General features: G+C 71.6%; 11 protein-coding genes. 10 read left to right on the top strand and 1 reads right to left on the bottom strand.

Going from position 1 to position 15,702, the window contains the following annotated elements; genetic code table 11:
• Positions 1 to 20: 20 nt before the first annotated feature.
• Positions 21 to 2,435: a DEAD/DEAH box helicase gene (locus tag ACXAHD_RS01845; protein ID WP_475048287.1), complete on the bottom strand. Its 2,415-nt coding sequence runs from the start codon at positions 2,433 to 2,435 to the stop codon at positions 21 to 23.
• Between the two features lie 234 nt (positions 2,436 to 2,669).
• On the opposite strand from ACXAHD_RS01845, the gene ACXAHD_RS01840 reads away from it, so the two are divergent.
• The 10 genes from ACXAHD_RS01840 (at position 2,670) to ACXAHD_RS01795 (ending at position 15,548) form a co-directional block, all read left to right on the top strand.
• The gene (locus tag ACXAHD_RS01840; protein WP_278173350.1) at positions 2,670 to 3,041 is read left to right on the top strand and encodes an STAS domain-containing protein; all 372 of its coding nucleotides are present in this window, start codon (positions 2,670 to 2,672) and stop codon (positions 3,039 to 3,041) included.
• A complete protein-coding gene (locus ACXAHD_RS01835) occupies positions 3,038 to 3,475 on the top strand; it encodes an ATP-binding protein (RefSeq protein ID WP_278173352.1) in 438 nt (145 codons plus the stop codon). Before ACXAHD_RS01840 ends, ACXAHD_RS01835 begins: the two co-directional genes overlap by 4 nt.
• Positions 3,476 to 3,736: 261 nt before the next feature.
• Positions 3,737 to 6,130 carry a sodium-translocating pyrophosphatase gene (locus ACXAHD_RS01830; protein ID WP_475048175.1) on the top strand — a complete coding sequence of 798 codons (2,394 nt, stop codon included), beginning with the start codon at positions 3,737 to 3,739 and terminating at the stop codon, positions 6,128 to 6,130.
• A 114-nt stretch (positions 6,131 to 6,244) separates the two neighbouring features.
• Positions 6,245 to 6,790 (top strand): hypothetical protein, encoded by a 546-nt coding sequence (locus tag ACXAHD_RS01825; protein ID WP_281552065.1) that lies wholly within the window; start codon positions 6,245 to 6,247, stop codon positions 6,788 to 6,790.
• On the top strand, positions 6,781 to 7,506 hold the full coding sequence (locus ACXAHD_RS01820; protein ID WP_281552064.1) for a hypothetical protein: 726 nt from the start codon (positions 6,781 to 6,783) through the stop codon (positions 7,504 to 7,506). Before ACXAHD_RS01825 ends, ACXAHD_RS01820 begins: the two co-directional genes overlap by 10 nt.
• Before the next feature lie 355 nt (positions 7,507 to 7,861).
• Complete coding sequence (topA, locus tag ACXAHD_RS01815) at positions 7,862 to 10,783, top strand: type I DNA topoisomerase (RefSeq protein WP_281552063.1); 2,922 nt, start codon at positions 7,862 to 7,864, stop codon at positions 10,781 to 10,783.
• A gap of 295 nt (positions 10,784 to 11,078) precedes the next feature.
• The gene (locus ACXAHD_RS01810; RefSeq protein ID WP_475048286.1) at positions 11,079 to 11,672 is read left to right on the top strand and encodes a TetR/AcrR family transcriptional regulator; all 594 of its coding nucleotides are present in this window, start codon (positions 11,079 to 11,081) and stop codon (positions 11,670 to 11,672) included.
• 202 nt (positions 11,673 to 11,874) lie between these two features.
• The gene (gene tmk, locus ACXAHD_RS01805) at positions 11,875 to 13,908 is read left to right on the top strand and encodes a dTMP kinase (protein WP_348650144.1); all 2,034 of its coding nucleotides are present in this window, start codon (positions 11,875 to 11,877) and stop codon (positions 13,906 to 13,908) included.
• A complete protein-coding gene (locus ACXAHD_RS01800; protein WP_475048171.1) occupies positions 13,905 to 15,125 on the top strand; it encodes a DNA polymerase III subunit delta' in 1,221 nt (406 codons plus the stop codon). Before tmk ends, ACXAHD_RS01800 begins: the two co-directional genes overlap by 4 nt.
• Positions 15,126 to 15,221: 96 nt before the next feature.
• Positions 15,222 to 15,548 carry a YbaB/EbfC family nucleoid-associated protein gene (locus tag ACXAHD_RS01795; protein WP_281552060.1) on the top strand — a complete coding sequence of 109 codons (327 nt, stop codon included), beginning with the start codon at positions 15,222 to 15,224 and terminating at the stop codon, positions 15,546 to 15,548.
• Positions 15,549 to 15,702 lie beyond the last annotated feature (154 nt).

Raw genomic sequence — 15,702 nt, 5'->3', positions numbered from 1 at the left:
GCACATGGTCCGGTGCCGGATCAGTCAGCACTTTCCGGCAGGCTGGCCAGCACCACGTCGAGCACCCGGACCGCGTCGGCCTTGCCCAGCGGGTTGTTGCCGTTGCCGCACTTCGGCGACTGCACGCAGGACGGGCAGCCGGTCTCGCAGCCACACGCGGCGATCAGGTCGCGGGTGGCTCCCAGCCAGGTCCGGGCCGCCTGGTAGGCACGTTCGGCGAACCCGGCTCCCCCGGGGTGGCCGTCGTAGACGAACACGGTCGGCGCCTCGGTGTCGGCGTGCGCGGCGGTGGAGAGTCCGCCGATGTCCCACCGGTCGCAGGTCGCGATCAACGGCAGCAGGCCGATCGCCGCGTGCTCGGCGGCGTGCAGCGCGCCGGACACGTCCGCCGGCTCGACCCCGGCGGCGGCGAGCGCGGCCGGCGAAACGGTGAACCACACGGCGACGGTGCGCAACTGTCGGGCCGGCAGGTCCAGTGGCCGGGTGTCCAGCACCTCACCCGACCCGATCCGGCGCCGCTGGTAGGAGACGACCTGGCTGGTCACGTCGACGTCGCCGACGAACAGTCCGACCGGGCCGGCGTCGCGGTACTCGCGTACCGCCGCCACCGACAGCGAGGTGACCTCCCGGGCGTGGGTGGACCAGTCCGGCTCCTCGGCGTGCACCAGCGCGCACGCCCCGTCCAGATCGAGGTCGTCGACCACGTACGACACGCCCTGGTGCAGGTAGACCGCGCCCGGATGGATGAGGAAGTGCGACGAGCCGGGATCGACTGTGCCGAGCAGTCGACCGGTCGACGTCTCCACGACGTCGACCGGGGTGCCGCCCTCGCCACGCAGGTCGACCTCGGGCCGGCCGGCAGCGGTCCAGTACCAGCCGGTGGGGCGTCGCCGCAGCAGCCCGGCGGCGACCAGGTCGTCCAGCGTCTGCTTGACCGACACGCCACCGAACAGTTCGACGTCGGCCGAGGTCAGCGCACCCTCTGCGGCAGCGCAGCACAGCTGCGGCCCGAGCACGTACGGATTGGTCGGGTCGAGCACCGTCGCCTCCACCGGCCGGCCGAAGACCGCCTCCGGGTGGTGCACCAGGTAGGTGTCGAGCGGGTCGTCCCGGGCGATCAGCACCGCCAGCGCCTCGCGTCCGGCGCGTCCGGCCCGCCCCGCCTGCTGCCACAGCGACGCCCGGGTGCCGGGATATCCGCAGATCAGCACCGCGTCCAGACCGACCAGGTCCACCCCGAGCTCGAGTGCGTTCGTCGAGGCCAGCCCGAGCAGTTCACCGGCGGTGAGCGCGCGCTCCAACGCCCGTCGCTCCTCGGCCAGGAAACCGGCCCGGTACGCCGCCACCCGGTTGCCGAGCCCGGGTGCTACCTCGTCCAGCGCCCGGCGCGCGCTGCTGGCCACCACCTCCGCCCCGCGCCGGGACCGGACGAACGCGAGCGTGCGTACCCCGGCGGCGACCGCGTCGGCGAGCAGGTCGGCGCTTTCGCGCAGCGCCGACCGCCGTACCGGGGTGAGGTCGTCGGTGTCGGCGCGGGCACCGGGCAGCAGTGGCGGCTCCCACAACGCGAAGGTCACCGCTCCGCGCGGCGCGCTGTCCTCGGTGACCGGCTCCACCGGCAGCCCGGTCAGCTGGCTGCCCGCCCGCGCCGGCTCTCCCGAGGTCGCCGAGGCCAGGATGAACACCGGCGTGCCGGACCCGGTGCCGGGTCGGGCTCCGGGCCCGAGGGTGGGCCGGCCGCCGGACCCGGCGCCGGGCCGGACCCGCTGGTACCGCTCGGTCTGGCGACGCAGTCGACGCAGTACGTGGGCCACGTGCGAGCCGAACACGCCCCGGTAGCTGTGGCACTCGTCGACGATGACGTAGGTCAGCCGGCGGAGGAAGTTCGGCCAGGCTCCGTGCCGGGGCAAGATGCCTCGATGCAGCATGTCTGGATTTGTCAGCACAAAGCGGGCATGCTGTCGGATCCAGGCCCGCTCCGGCTGCGGGGTGTCGCCGTCGTAGCAGGCTGGCCGTACCCCGTCGAGTCCCAGATCGGCGACGGCGCGCAACTGGTCGGCGGCGAGAGCCTTCGTCGGGGCCAGGTACAGCACAGTGGCCCGAGGATCGGCCAGCAGACTCGCCAACGCCGGCAGCAGATACGCCAGCGACTTGCCCGAGCCGGTGCCGGTGGCGACGATGACGTGCCGGCCGGAATGGGCCAGTTCGGCCGCGTACGCCTGGTGCCGCCAGGGCTGCCGAACCCCGCGCGCGGTCAACACGTCCCGCAGTTCGGCGGGCACCCAGTCGGGCCACGGCGCGGTGGCACCGGGCCGCACCGGCAACCGCTCGACGTGGGTGACCGCAGCCGGGTACGGAGCCGGGTCCGCCCCTGCGACCGGGTACGGAGCCGCCGCAGTCGGCTGCTTCGGCGCGGCGCCGGTCTGACGCGGCAGTTCGCCGGCGGCGCCCCACCGACGCAGCAACCCCGCCGGGTCCGGACCCGGTCCGGGCGTTACGGTGGCGGGTGAGGTCACGTCTGCACTCTCGCACCGGGGTGCCGACGTCGGCATCCCGGGGTAGGTCTGTGGGATGCAGGGAGATCATCGACCGTGCGGAGTCGCGCGGCGCAACCGCGCCGTGCGGTGGTTAGATGCCATAGGCGTGCATCGCAGCCAAGGAGGGGACCGATGGAGCTGTCGCTGTCGACTCGCACCGTTGGCGAGTACACGGTGCTGGAGGTCGGCGGCGAAGTGGACGTCTATACCGCTCCCCGACTGCGGGAGCGGTTGCTCGAGCTGATCGACGCCGGCAACCACAAGATCGTCGTTGATCTGCACCGGGTCGACTTTCTCGACTCCACCGGGCTCGGCGTGCTGGTCGGCGCGCTGAAGCGACTCCGCCCGGCCGGCGGCACCTTCGGGCTGGTCTGCGACAAGGAGTCCCTGTTGAAGATCTTCCGGATCACCGCGCTGGACCAGGTCTTCCCGATCTTCCCGACCGTACAGGCCGCCACCGGTGGAGAACCGGATGGCTCAGCTGGCGCAGCGCCGACGGCGTGATGGCCACCGTTCGCCTCTCGTTCTCCCCGGCGCCGGTGCACGTGCGCACCGCCCGCCTGGTCGGCGTCGCTGTCGCCCGCCGGGCCGGAGTGGCCGAGGAACTGCTCGACGAGGTCCGGCTGGCGATCGGTGAGGCCTGCACCCGGGCCGTCGCCCTGCACCGCCAGTACGGGCTGGCCGACCTGGTTCAGGTGGAGATGTCCGATGAGGAGACCTACACCGTACGGGTGATCGACCGTGCCCCGATCGAAGCCGGGCTCGGCCTGAGCGCCCTGCCGCCCGACGAGTTGGCCGACGAGTCGTTGACCGACGAGGCCCTGACGGTCGGTGTCGGTTTCGCCCTGCTGGCCGGTTTCGTCGAGGACCTCCAGGTGCGGCCGGTCGACGAGGGCGTCGGAACCGAGGTGCGGATGGTCTGGCCGGTCGGCCGGTGAGACCCCCGTCGGCCCGGCCTACCAGCTGAAGATCAACCTCCGTCGTCACAACTGTCCGTTCCGCCTGCAGGAATGATCCACAACTCGGTGGGTGGACGGTGTGACCTGCCTTACCCGGTCCGGCTAGAGTACGCGGGTTATCACCAACTGTCCTGGCCCCACAAACCTGTGGGTGCCAGCAGACCTCGTTGCTCCCCGCGTGGAGTCGCCCCGCCGGTTCGTCCACCGACCGGGGCGAGCGTTCGGTACAGGAGGACACTGATGTCCGGGACCACCTTGGCCGCCGAAGGCGGCGGGCTGTCCCTTACCGGCACACACCTGACGTACGTCGTCATCGCCGCGGTCATCGCGCTGGTGGCGCTGGGTTTCGCCGCCGCCCTGGTACGGGCGGTACTGGCGACCGGTAAGGGCACCACGAACATGCAGGAGATCGCCGGCGCCGTGCAGGAAGGCGCGTCGGCGTACCTGTTCCGCCAGTTCAAAACCCTCGGCGTGTTCGTCGTACTCGCCGTCATACTGCTCTTCCTGCTCCCTGTGCACGAGACACAGGGCAGCGAGACGATGGTGAAGGTCGGTCGATCCGTCTTCTTCGTGGTGGGCGCGGTGTTCAGCGCGTTCATCGGCGGCGCCGGGATGGCGCTGGCCACCCGGGCGAACCTGCGGGTCGCCGCGGCGGCCGGCACCGGCGCCGGTGGCCGGGAGAACGCGATGAAGATCGCCTTCCGGACCGGCGGCGTGGTCGGCTTCCTCACGGTGGGCCTCGGCCTGTTCGGCGCGGCCCTGGTGGTCGTCCTCTACCGGGTCGACGCACCGACCGTGCTGGAGGGCTTCGGCTTCGGCGCGGCCCTGCTGGCCATGTTCATGCGGGTCGGCGGCGGCATCTTCACCAAGGCCGCCGACGTCGGTGCCGACCTGGTCGGCAAGGTCGAGCAGGGCATCCCGGAGGACGACGCCCGTAACCCGGCGACCATCGCCGACAACGTGGGCGACAACGTCGGTGACTGCGCCGGCATGGCCGCCGACCTGTTCGAGTCGTACGCGGTGACCCTGGTCGCCGCGCTGATTCTGGGCCGGGCCGCGTTCGGCGAGGAAGGCCTGGTCTTCCCGCTGATCGTCTCCACCATCGGTGCGGTGATCGCGCTGTTCGGCGTACTGATCACCCGACTGCGTCCGTCGGACCGTAACGGCATGGTGGCGATCAACCGGGCGTTCTTCACCTCGGCTGTGCTGGCCGCTGTGCTGGTCGCCGTCGCCGCCTTCTTCTACCTGCCGAGCAGCTGGACGGAGCTGCTCGGCGACGACTGGCGTACGCAGCTCGGCGTCGACGAGGGCGCCGACCTGCCGCTGTCCCCGGCCGGTCTGGCCATCGGCGCGGTGTTCATCGGCATCGTGCTGGCCGCCGCGATCCAGCTGCTCACCGGCTACTTCACCGAGGTGCACCGCCGCCCGGTGCAGGACATCGGCAAGAGCTCGCAGACCGGCGCGGCGACTGTCATCCTGGCTGGCATCAGCGTCGGCCTGGAGTCGGCGGTCTACTCGGCGCTGCTGGTCGGCGCGGGAGTGTTCGGGGCGTACCTGCTTGGTGGCGGCTCCATCACCCTGTCGCTGTTCGCCGTGGCGCTGGCCGGCACCGGCCTGCTCACCACGGTCGGCGTGATCGTGGCGATGGACACCTTCGGCCCGATCTCCGACAACGCGCAGGGCATCGCCGAGATGTCCGGTGACATCGACGAGGCCGGTGCCCGTACCCTCACCGAGCTGGACGCGGTCGGCAACACCACGAAGGCGATCACCAAGGGCATCGCGATCGCCACCGCCGTGCTCGCCGCGACGGCGCTGTTCGGCTCCTACACCGACACGGTCAGTATCGCGCTGAACGACGCCGGGATCGACGACGTGCCCGGCTACCTGGCCGACTCGCTCAACGTCGCGAACCCGGGCAACCTGGTCGGTCTGATCATCGGTGCCGCGGTGGTCTTCCTCTTCTCCGGGCTGGCCATCAACGCGGTGTCCCGCTCGGCCGGCGCCGTCGTGCTGGAGGTCCGCCGCCAGTTCCGCGACAACCCCGGCATCATGGAACGGACCCAACGGCCGGAGTACGGCAAGGTGGTCGACATCTGCACCCGCGACGCCCAGCGGGAACTGCTCACCCCGGGTCTGCTGGCGGTGCTGGCGCCGATCGCGGTCGGCTTCGGCCTCGGCGCCGGTGCGCTCGCCGCGTACCTGGCCGGCGCGATCGGCACCGGTGTGCTGATGGCGGTCTTCCTGGCCAACTCCGGCGGCGCCTGGGACAACGCCAAGAAGCTGGTGGAGGACGGCGCACACGGCGGCAAGGGTTCCGAGGCGCACGCCGCCACGGTCATCGGCGACACCGTCGGCGACCCGTTCAAGGACACCGCCGGCCCGGCGATCAACCCGCTGCTCAAGGTGATGAACCTGGTGGCCCTGCTGATCGCCCCCGCGGTGATCATGTGGGGCGTGGGCACCGACCAGAACGACCCGCTGCGCATCGCCATCGCGGTGCTGGCGACCCTGGTCGTGGTGGCCGCCGTGGTGTTCACCAAGCGCAAGCCGATGGCGATGGGGGAGGACGTCGACGGTGGTCCGGCCGGTGGCGGCAGCGCCGGGTCCGAATCGGAGCGGGTGAGCGTCTGACCGACCGGTGGCTCCGCCCGATCCCTGTGGACCGGGTGGAGCCACCGGCTTCGACGTACCGCCGACCGGTGGCGGGCCGTACGGCTGTCGTCACCGGTGCGTACGCTGCACAGCATGGGAGCGCGCCGCGTGGTGTCCACTGCCCGGATCGCAGTGCTGCTCACTGCCGTGGCGTTGACGCTGTCGGGCTGCGGTGGAGGACCCAGCCCGGTCGTCTGGGCGGCCGAGGTGTGCACCGCGCTGCGCCCGTGGCGGGCCGAGATCAGCAATCTGACCAGCAGCACCCAGCAGCAGATGACCGCGCAGACGACCCCGGCGCAGGCGCAGGAGAATTTGGTCCGGCTGCTGTCCGGCGCGGCCGCCGCGACCGAGACCGCCCGGGTCCGGGTGGTGGAGGCCGGGGTGCCCGACGCGGACCAGGGTGAGCAGGTGGCCAGCGGGTTCGCAGGCTCGCTCGGCGCGGTGCGCGACGCGTACGGCAAGGCCGAGGAGGGCATCGCCGGGCTGGACGCAACCGGACCGGCGGACAGCTTCTACGACGAGGTCGAGGCGGTGCTCGCCACCCTCACCGACGACTACCAGCGCAGCGCGCTGGACACCAGCTCACTGGATTCCGCGGAGCTCAACCGGGCCTTCGACGAGGTCCCGGAGTGTCGCTGACGCCGCCGACCGACTCCTCCGCCGGTGCCCTGACGCCCCGGCAGTTGTCGCTGTTCGGCGTGGCGGCGGCGGATCCGACGCCGGGCGACCTGGCGGGTCTGCTCGCCGGTCCGGGGCGGATCACCCGGATGGGCGGCACCGTACGGGTGTCGGTGGACGTCGAGCCGGCCTGGCGGGTGCACGTGCTGGTTGCCGAGTTCCGTCGGCGCGGGCTGGCGCCGAGTTGGCGTCAGCTGCCGGACGGCCGGCTGACGGTGCGGACGGCGTATACGGCGGTGCTGGCCCGGCTCGGCGCGGCCTGGCTGCATCCGCCGATGCCAGACGGACCGGACGCCGACCAGTTGGACACCAACCAACTGGAGGCCGACCAACCGGACGCCGACCAACCGGAGGCGGGGCCGGTGCGTGGCGAGGACGACCGCCTGGTCAAGCGGCCGCCGACCGGTTTCCACCTGGCCGGTCAGCGGCTGCGGCTGTGGGCGGCGGCGGCCGGTGCCAGGGACCCGCTCGGCTACCGGTTGCGGCTGGCCGAATCGGATTCAGACAACTGGCCCCAGGTGGGTGCCGCGCTCGCCGCGATCGGGCTGCCGGCGGTGCTGCTCGATGCCCGGTCCGGTGGTCCGGCGTACCGGATCGTGGGCCGACGCCGGCTGACGAGACTGGCCGAGCTGCTCGGCGACCGGCCCCCCGCCGCCCCCGAGGACGGCTGGGCGTGATGACACGATCGCTGTCTGATCGCTGACAGAACAGCCGGGACATCGACCGACGCCACCGGCGGCTGCGGTGCGGTGCGCCACGTCACGCCGGTTGGTGGGTGTACCGTGTCGCCGTTGGTGCGGTAGGAACGAGCTGGGTCGGCATCGGGTGGGCTGCCGGCCGGCTGTGGTGAACCAACCGGACGACCAACGCAAATCGGGCCGAAGGCTTGGGTGCGTGTGCTCCACCGGCCCCGGGTTCGCGTTACGTTGGACATCGTGACCGTCGCCCGCCCGCTCGTCGTGGCGGGCGCCGGTCGATCCGGGCCGCCGCCTGTCGCCGGGCGGTCCGAGTGGGGTCGAGGTCAGGAGAGACGTGCCGAGCAACACCTCAACCAGTCGTCTGGTCATCGTCGAATCGCCGGCGAAGGCCAAGACGATCTCGGGCTACCTGGGCCCGGGGTACGTCGTCGAGGCGAGCCTCGGGCATGTCCGGGACCTGCCCCGCAACGCCGCCGACGTGCCGGCCCGCTACAAGAAGGAGCCGTGGGCCCGGCTCGGCGTCGACGTCGACAACGGCTTCTCCGCGCTGTACGTCGTCTCGGCCGACCGTAAGCAGCAGATCGCCAAACTGACCAAGCTGGCCAAGGAGGTCGACGAGGTCCTGCTCGCCACGGACGAGGACCGTGAGGGCGAAGCGATCGCCTGGCATCTGGTGGAGACCCTCAAGCCCAAGGTGCCGGTGCGTCGGATGGTCTTCCACGAGATCACCCGGGCCGCCATCCAGGCCGCGGTGGCCAACCCGCGGGAGATCGACCGCAACCTGGTCGACGCCCAGGAGGCGCGGCGGATCCTGGACCGGCTGTACGGCTACGAGGTCTCGCCGGTGCTGTGGAAGAAGGTGATGCCCCGGCTGTCCGCCGGCCGGGTGCAGTCGGTGGCCACCCGGATCGTGGTGGAGCGCGAGCGGCAGCGGATGGCGTTCCGTACCGCCGACTACTGGGACATCCAGGCCACCCTGGCGGTGACCGGCCAGCCGGCGGCCGCAGCCGACGGGCCCCGCTCGTTCACCGCCACCCTGATCGCGCTCGGCGGCGACCGGATCGCGACCGGCAAGGACTTCGAGCCGACCACCGGACGGGTCCGGCCGGAGGCGTCGGTGGTGCACCTCGACGGCGACGGGGCGCGGGGCCTGGCAGCCCGGCTCGACGGTCGGCCGTTCACCGTCACCCGGGTCGAGGAGAAGCCGTACCGCCGCCGGCCGTACGCCCCGTTCATCACCTCCACGCTGCAGCAGGAGGCGGCCCGTAAGATGCGGTTCTCGTCGCAGCAGACGATGCGCACCGCGCAGCGGCTGTACGAGAACGGCTACATCACCTACATGCGGACCGACTCGGTCAACCTGTCGGAAACGGCGATCGCCGCCGCCCGCAGCCAGGTCGCCGAGCTGTACGGCGACCGTTTCGTCCCGCCGGAGCCGCGCCGGTACACCGGCAAGGTCAAGAACGCCCAGGAGGCGCACGAGGCCATCCGCCCCGCCGGTGACCACTTCCGCACCCCCGGGGAGCTGGCCAACGAACTGTCCGCCGAGGAGTTCAAGCTCTACGAGCTGATCTGGCGGCGGACCATCGCGTCCCAGATGACCGACGCGGTGGGTTCCAGCGTGTCGGTGCGGATCCGGGCCGTTTCGACCGCCGGCGAGGAATGCGACTTCGGTGCGACCGGCAAGACGATCACCGACCCGGGCTTTCTGCGCGCCTACGTCGAGTCCTCTGACGACGAGTCGGCCGAGGCGGAGGACGCCGAGCGCCGCCTGCCGAACCTGGTCAAGGATCAGCCACTCACCGCGCGGGAGCTGGCGGCGGTCGGGCACAGCACTCAGCCGCCGGCCCGCTACACCGAGGCCTCCCTGGTCAAGGCGTTGGAGGAGTTGGGCATCGGGCGGCCGTCCACCTACGCGTCGATCATGCAGACGATCCAGGACCGGGGGTACGTGGCCAAACGCGGCCAGGCGCTGATCCCGTCGTTCCTGGCCTTCGCGGTGATCGGGTTGCTGGAGCGGCACTATCCGCGGCTGGTCGACTACAACTTCACCGCCAGCATGGAGAACGAGTTGGACGAGATCGCGTCCGGCGACCACCAGGCGGTGGACTTCCTCACCTCGTTCTACTTCGGCAGCGACACCGCCGGAGACGAGTCGGTCGCCCGCTCCGGTGGTTTGAAACGGCTGGTCACCGAGAAGCTCGCCGAGATCGACGCCCGCAGCGTCAACTCGATCCCGCTCGGTGCCGACGACGAGGGTCGTCAGGTCGTCGTGCGGGTCGGCCGCTACGGTCCGTACCTGCAGCGGTTCCTGCCGGGCGCGGAGGGTGTCGACCACGCGGCGGCCGGGTCGAACGGTGCCGGCGCGGCGGGCGATGCCGGCGGTGCCGAGCCGGTGGCCGGCGGCGGTGACGAGGCGGAGGGCGCGGCAGCCGGAGCCGGCGGGGACCGCGTCTCGCTGCCGGAGGGGATCGCGCCGGACGAGCTGACCCCAGAGAAGATCAACGAACTGTTCCTCGGCGGTGGCGGCGAGCGCAAGCTCGGCGAACATCCGGAGACCGGCGAGCCGATCGTGCTCAAGTCCGGCCGGTTCGGCCCGTACGTCGCCAGTGGCGAGCGCCGCTCCTCGTTGCTGCGGTCCCAGTCGCCGGAGACGCTGAGCATCGCCGAGGCGCTGCGGCTGCTGTCGCTGCCCCGGGTGGTCGGGGTGGCACCGGACGGCGCCGAGGTGCTCGCCGCCGCCGGCCGGTACGGCCCGTACGTCAAGAAGGGCGACGAGTTCCGGTCCCTGGAGTCCGAGGAACAGTTGTTCACCGTCTCGCTGGACGAGGCGCTGGCGTTGCTCGCCGCGCCGAAGACCCGGCAGCGGCGGGCCGCCGCGCCACCGTTGCGGGAGATGGGCGCGGATCCGCTCACCGAGCGCCCACTGGTGATCAAGGATGGCCGGTTCGGACCGTACGTGACCGACGGCGAGAGCAACGCTTCGCTGCGGCGTGGTCAGACGCCCGAGTCGTTGACGATCGAGCAGGCGTCGGAGATGTTGGCCGAAAAGCGGGCGAAGGGCCCAGCGCCGCGTAAGAAGGCGGCGAAGAAGGCGCCGGCGAAGAAGACCACCGCCAAGACCGCCGGCGCGAAGAAGACCGGTACCAAGGCGACCGGTACCAAGGCGACCAGCGCGAAGAAGACCGCGGTCAAGAAGGCAGCGCCGAAGAAGGCGACTGCCAGCCGGGCCGCCGACCAGTCCGACGACTCTTGACGCTCTCCTGACCGCACTTCCGGCCGGCGGTGGCCTGCCGCCGGCCGGGATCGCTATGAATGATCTTCGTAAATGATCTTCATGGTCAGGATGATGTGGGACAGGTGAATACCGATATCCGTTTCGCTCGTTAATCCGAGTAACGTTTTTGATCTCACTGCTGCCGACGGTGGTTCCGACGCGCGGGGGATCTTTCTCGGAAGGAGTGGGACGAGTGTCGACACCACCAGCCGTCACCAGTGGCCCGCTGCGGCGGGTGCCGGTCCAGGGGCGCAGTCTCGCCCGGGTCCAGCGCATGCTCGACGCGTGCGCCGAGATCGTGGACGAGGTTGGCTACGAGGGTCTGACGACGACCCTGCTCGCCGAACGAGCCGAGGTGGCCATCGGTTCCGTCTATCAGTTCTTCCCGGACAAGCGGGCGATCGTGCAGGCGCTGACGCTGCGCAACATCGACGCGTACGTGCAGCGGCTCAACGAACGGGTCACCGGCGGCGAGTTCGACCACTGGTGGGACGGCGTCGCCGCCGGCATCGACGAGTACATCTGCATGCACCGTACGGTGCCCGGATTCCGCACCCTGCACTTCGGCGACGTGGTCGACGTGCGGCTGCTGGACGAGAGCCGGGACAACAACGCGGTGATCGCCAGTGAGCTGTCCAAGGTCCTGGTGGGTCGCTTCGGCATCCCGGACGAACCCCGGCTGCGGTTCGCGCTGCAGATCGCGGTGGAGGCCGCCGACGCGCTGATCAAACTGGCGTTCCGGCGCACCGCCGAGGGCGACGACAGCGTACTGCGCGAAGCGAAGGCACTGATCCGCGAGTACCTGCACCGCCACGTCGACCCCGCCGCAACCGGCGACGGTGCCCGCGACCGTGACCGACCCGGGTGAGCGCCGGGATTAGAGTGTCACCGGGGCCCCGCCGCCGGGCCGACGGGGAGGAACGGTCATCGACGACAACGCCAGCAGTCAGCAGCGCGGTGGTACGTCCGACACGCCACCGGCCGACCAGACTGCCGCTTCGGTCGATTTGTCCGGCCTGCCAGCGCTGCGTTCGGTGTTGCGCATCCGTCCGTTCCGGCGGCTGTGGATCGTGCTCGGGGTCGCCTCGTTCAGCGACTGGCTGGGCCTGCTCGCCACCTCGATCTTCGCGGCCGGGCAGGTTTCCGGCGGCGCGGCCCAGGGCGCGGCGTTCGGCGGTGTCATCGCCGTACGGCTGCTGCCGGCGTTGGTCCTCGGCCCGGTCGCCGGGGTGCTCGCCGACCGGTTCGACCGGCGCTACACGATGGTCATCTGCGACCTGCTCCGGTTCGTGCTGTTCGCCTCCATCCCGCTGCTGCCGATGTTCGGCGCCAGCGGCGCCCTCACGGTGGCCTGGGCTGCGATCGCGATCTTCCTGATCGAGACGATCACGTTGATCTGGATCCCGGCGAAGGAAGCGGCGGTCCCCAACCTGATCCCGAAGGCCCGGCTGGAGATCGCCAACCAGCTCACCCTGATCGCCACGTACGGGCTCACCCCGGTGCTCGCCGCGATCAGCCTGGCCGTCCTCGACGCCGCCGTCCGAGCGGCGACGGTGACCGATCTGCCATCCTGGGCGGAGCCGGCGCAGCTGGCGCTGTTCTTCAACGCCGCCTCCCGACTGGCCACCGCGATCGTGGTCTTCTACGGCATCAAGGAGATCAGCGGGCGGGCCGGCGCCGCCGGGCACGCCGATCAGAGCCTTATCCGGCAGTTCGTCGAGGGATGGCGGTTCATCGGCCAGACCCCGCTGGTCCGCGGCCTGGTGCTGGGCATCTTCGGCGCGTTCGCCGGTGGCGGCATCGTGATCGGCACCGCGAAATTCTTCACCGCCTCGCTGAGCGCCGGTGACGCCGCGTTCTACCTGCTCTTCGCGGCGATCTTCGTCGGTCTGGGCGCCGGGATCGGGCTGGGCCCGACGGTGGTGCGCGACCTGTCCCGGCGGCGCTGGTTCGGGCTCAGCATCGTGCTGGCCAGCGGCTCGGTGCTGATCCTCGCTCTGTCCATCCATCTGTCCATGGCCATCCTCGGCGCGGTGCTGGTCGGAGCGGCGGCCGGGATGGCCTTCCTGGCCGGGATCACCCTGCTTGGCGGGGAGATCGCCGACGACGTCCGGGGCCGGGTCTTCGCCGTGGTGCAGACCGGCACCCGGGTGGTGCTGATGCTGGCCATCTCGGTCAGCAGCGTGCTGGTCGGCGTGGGCGGCTCCCGCCAGCTGCAGATCGCCAACCTGGGCGTCTCGTTCTCCTCGACCCGGTTGCTGCTGCTGCTCGCCGGGGTGTTCGGCATCTTCGCCGGGCTCAGCGCCTTCCGCCAGATGGACGATAAACCGGGCGTTCCGGTCCTGGCCGACCTGTGGGGGTCGATCCGGGGGCGGCCGTTGACGTCGGCGGAGCCGTTCACCGCGAACGGGGTCTTCGTCGTCTTCGAAGGCGGCGAGGGCGCCGGCAAGTCGACACAGGTGACGGCGTTGGCACAGGCGCTGCGCGAGCGCGGCCGGGAGGTGGTGGTGACCCGCGAACCGGGGGCCAGCGGCCTCGGCGAGAAGATCCGCCGGCTGGTGCTCGACGGCGGACCGGACGCGCCGTCGCCCCGCGCGGAGGCACTGCTGTACGCCGCCGACCGGGCCCACCACGTGGCGACCGTGGTCCGGCCGGCGCTGGCCCGGGGCGCGGTGGTGGTCAGCGACCGCTACGTCGACTCGTCGCTGGCGTACCAGGGTGCCGGACGGACCTTGCCGGTCGACGAGGTCTCCTGGCTCTCCTCCTGGGCCACTGGCGGCCTCAAACCCGACCTGGTCGTGCTGCTGGACATCGAGCCGCTGGCCGGCCTGGACCGGGTGCAGCGGCGCGGGACCGGCGCCGACCGGTTGGAGAGCGAGTCGCTGGCGTTCCACGAACGGGTCCGGTACGCGTTCCTCGACCTGGCCGCCGCCGACCCGAAACGCTACCTGGTGCTGGACGCCACCCGGGGCGTCGACGAGGTACGCGGCGCGGTGCTCGACCGGGTCGAGGTGCTGACCGGCCGGGCCGACCCAGCGGCGCCCGCCGAGCCGACAGCCGACGCCGAGCCGAAGGCCGCCACCGAAGCGGGGCGGCGGACATGACGACCGCGACCGTGCCCACCGACGTTTTCGCCGACCTGGTCGGCCAGGACGAGGCGGTGCAGACCCTGCGCCGGGCCGCAGCGGCAGCCGGCGAACTGCTCGCCGCCGGTGACGGTGACCCGCCGCTGTCGGCCGGAGCGATGACCCACGCCTGGATCTTCACCGGGCCGCCCGGCTCCGGGCGGTCGGTGGCCGCCCGCGCGCTGGCCGCCGCGCTGCAGTGTGTGTACGGACAGGGCTGCGGCCGGTGCGCCGGCTGCCACACCACCCGGGCCGGTACGCACGCCGACGTCCGGTTCGTCGTGCCGGACGGCCTGTCGATCAGCGTCGGCGAGATGCGCGCGCTGGTGCTGCGGGCGGCCAGCACCCCGTCGGGCGGACGCTGGCAGGTACTGGTGATCGAGGACGCCGACCGGCTCACCGAGGCAGCCGGCAACGCGCTGCTCAAGGCGATCGAGGAACCGCCGCCCAGGACGGTGTTCCTGCTCTGCACGCCGTCCACCCACCCGGACGACATCTCGGTCACCATCCGGTCCCGCTGCCGGGTGGTCAGCCTGCGGCAGCCGCCGGCCGAGGCGGTCGCCCAGGTGCTGGCCGAGCGGGACGGCGTACCGGCCGAGACCGCCGTCTGGGCGGCGGCGGCCGCGCAGGGGCACGTCGGCCGGGCCCGGCGGCTGGCCCAGGACCCGCAGGCGCGGGAGCGCCGGGACGCCGTTCTGGCGGTGCCGCGCCGGCTCACCACGGTCGGAGCCTGCTTCGACGCCGCGTCGGCGTTGATCGCCGCCGCCGAGGCAGAGGCCGAGGCGGCGGTCGCCGAGATCGACGCGGCGGAGCGTACGGCGCTGCAGACCGCGCTGGGTGCCGGCGGCACCGGACGCGGCGCCGCCGGCGCGGCCCGGGGGACCGCCGGGCAGATCAAGGAGCTGGAACGGCGGCAGAAGTCCCGGGCCACCCGGGCGCAGCGGGACGCGTTGGACCGGGCGCTGGTCGATCTGGCCGGCTTCTACCGGGACGTCCTGGTTTCCGCGCTGCGGGCCCCGGTGGCCCCGGTGCACACCGACATCGCCGGGCTCACCGGCGCAGCTGCCGAAAAGTGGACAGCGGAGTCGGCGCTGCGCCGGCTGGAAGCAGTGCTGAGCTGCCGAGAAGCGATCACCGGCAACGTCAAGCCACGGATCGCCGTCGAAGCGATGATGCTCAGCCTCTGGCGCGGCTAGGTCACTGCCGGTACGGTTCGGTGCCGTAGCGCAGCCCAATCCGTACGTAGGGTGCAGACCGGTTTGTGCCCGCTTGCCGACGATGGTGAGGACCCCGTGGTACGGCAGATCGACGAGGCGTGGATCGAGAACGCGGTCGAGCGGTACCGCCAGATCGAGGCCCGGCAGGTCGAGTTCGACAAGGCGGTGCACACCGTCGAGGTGACGGTGCGCTCGCCGGACGGGTCCGTCGAGATCGTGGTCAACGCCGCCGGCACCGTGACCGACGTGCGGATTCTCGGTCCACTGCACACCCGGAGCAACACCGAACTGGCCGGCGCGGTGCGGTCCACGGTGGCGGCGGCCGCCGACGCCGCCCGCTGGGCGCGCGAGAAACTGTGGGCCGAGACGTTCGGCGCCCACCCGTCGCTGCGGGAGGTCTGACATGGACACCACCGTGCAGCTGATCGCCGCCGAGGTGAAGCGGTGCGCCGACCCACCGGCCGGTGTCAGACGCCAATTTACCCGGGGGTGCCGACCCCCCAACCACCGGGCTTTCTCTTCTCTACACCCTAAGCCTCCCAAAAGCCTCTCCCCG

This window comes from Micromonospora sp. ABR4_055 (assembly GCF_056160425.1).
Note: the sequence above shows the minus strand (reverse complement) of the source record. Positions and strands in the feature narration are given on the sequence as shown.

What these genes read in the sequence shown, in the direction of transcription:
- ACXAHD_RS01840 (WP_278173350.1), top strand. Translation starts at nt 2,670, where the DNA reads ATGGAGCTGTCGCTGTCGACTCGCACCGTTGGCGAGTACACGGTGCTG.
- ACXAHD_RS01830 (WP_475048175.1), top strand. Translation starts at nt 3,737, where the DNA reads ATGTCCGGGACCACCTTGGCCGCCGAAGGCGGCGGGCTGTCCCTTACC.
- ACXAHD_RS01825 (WP_281552065.1), top strand. Translation starts at nt 6,245, where the DNA reads ATGGGAGCGCGCCGCGTGGTGTCCACTGCCCGGATCGCAGTGCTGCTC.
- ACXAHD_RS01810 (WP_475048286.1), top strand. Translation starts at nt 11,079, where the DNA reads ATGCTCGACGCGTGCGCCGAGATCGTGGACGAGGTTGGCTACGAGGGT.
- ACXAHD_RS01800 (WP_475048171.1), top strand. Translation starts at nt 13,905, where the DNA reads ATGACGACCGCGACCGTGCCCACCGACGTTTTCGCCGACCTGGTCGGC.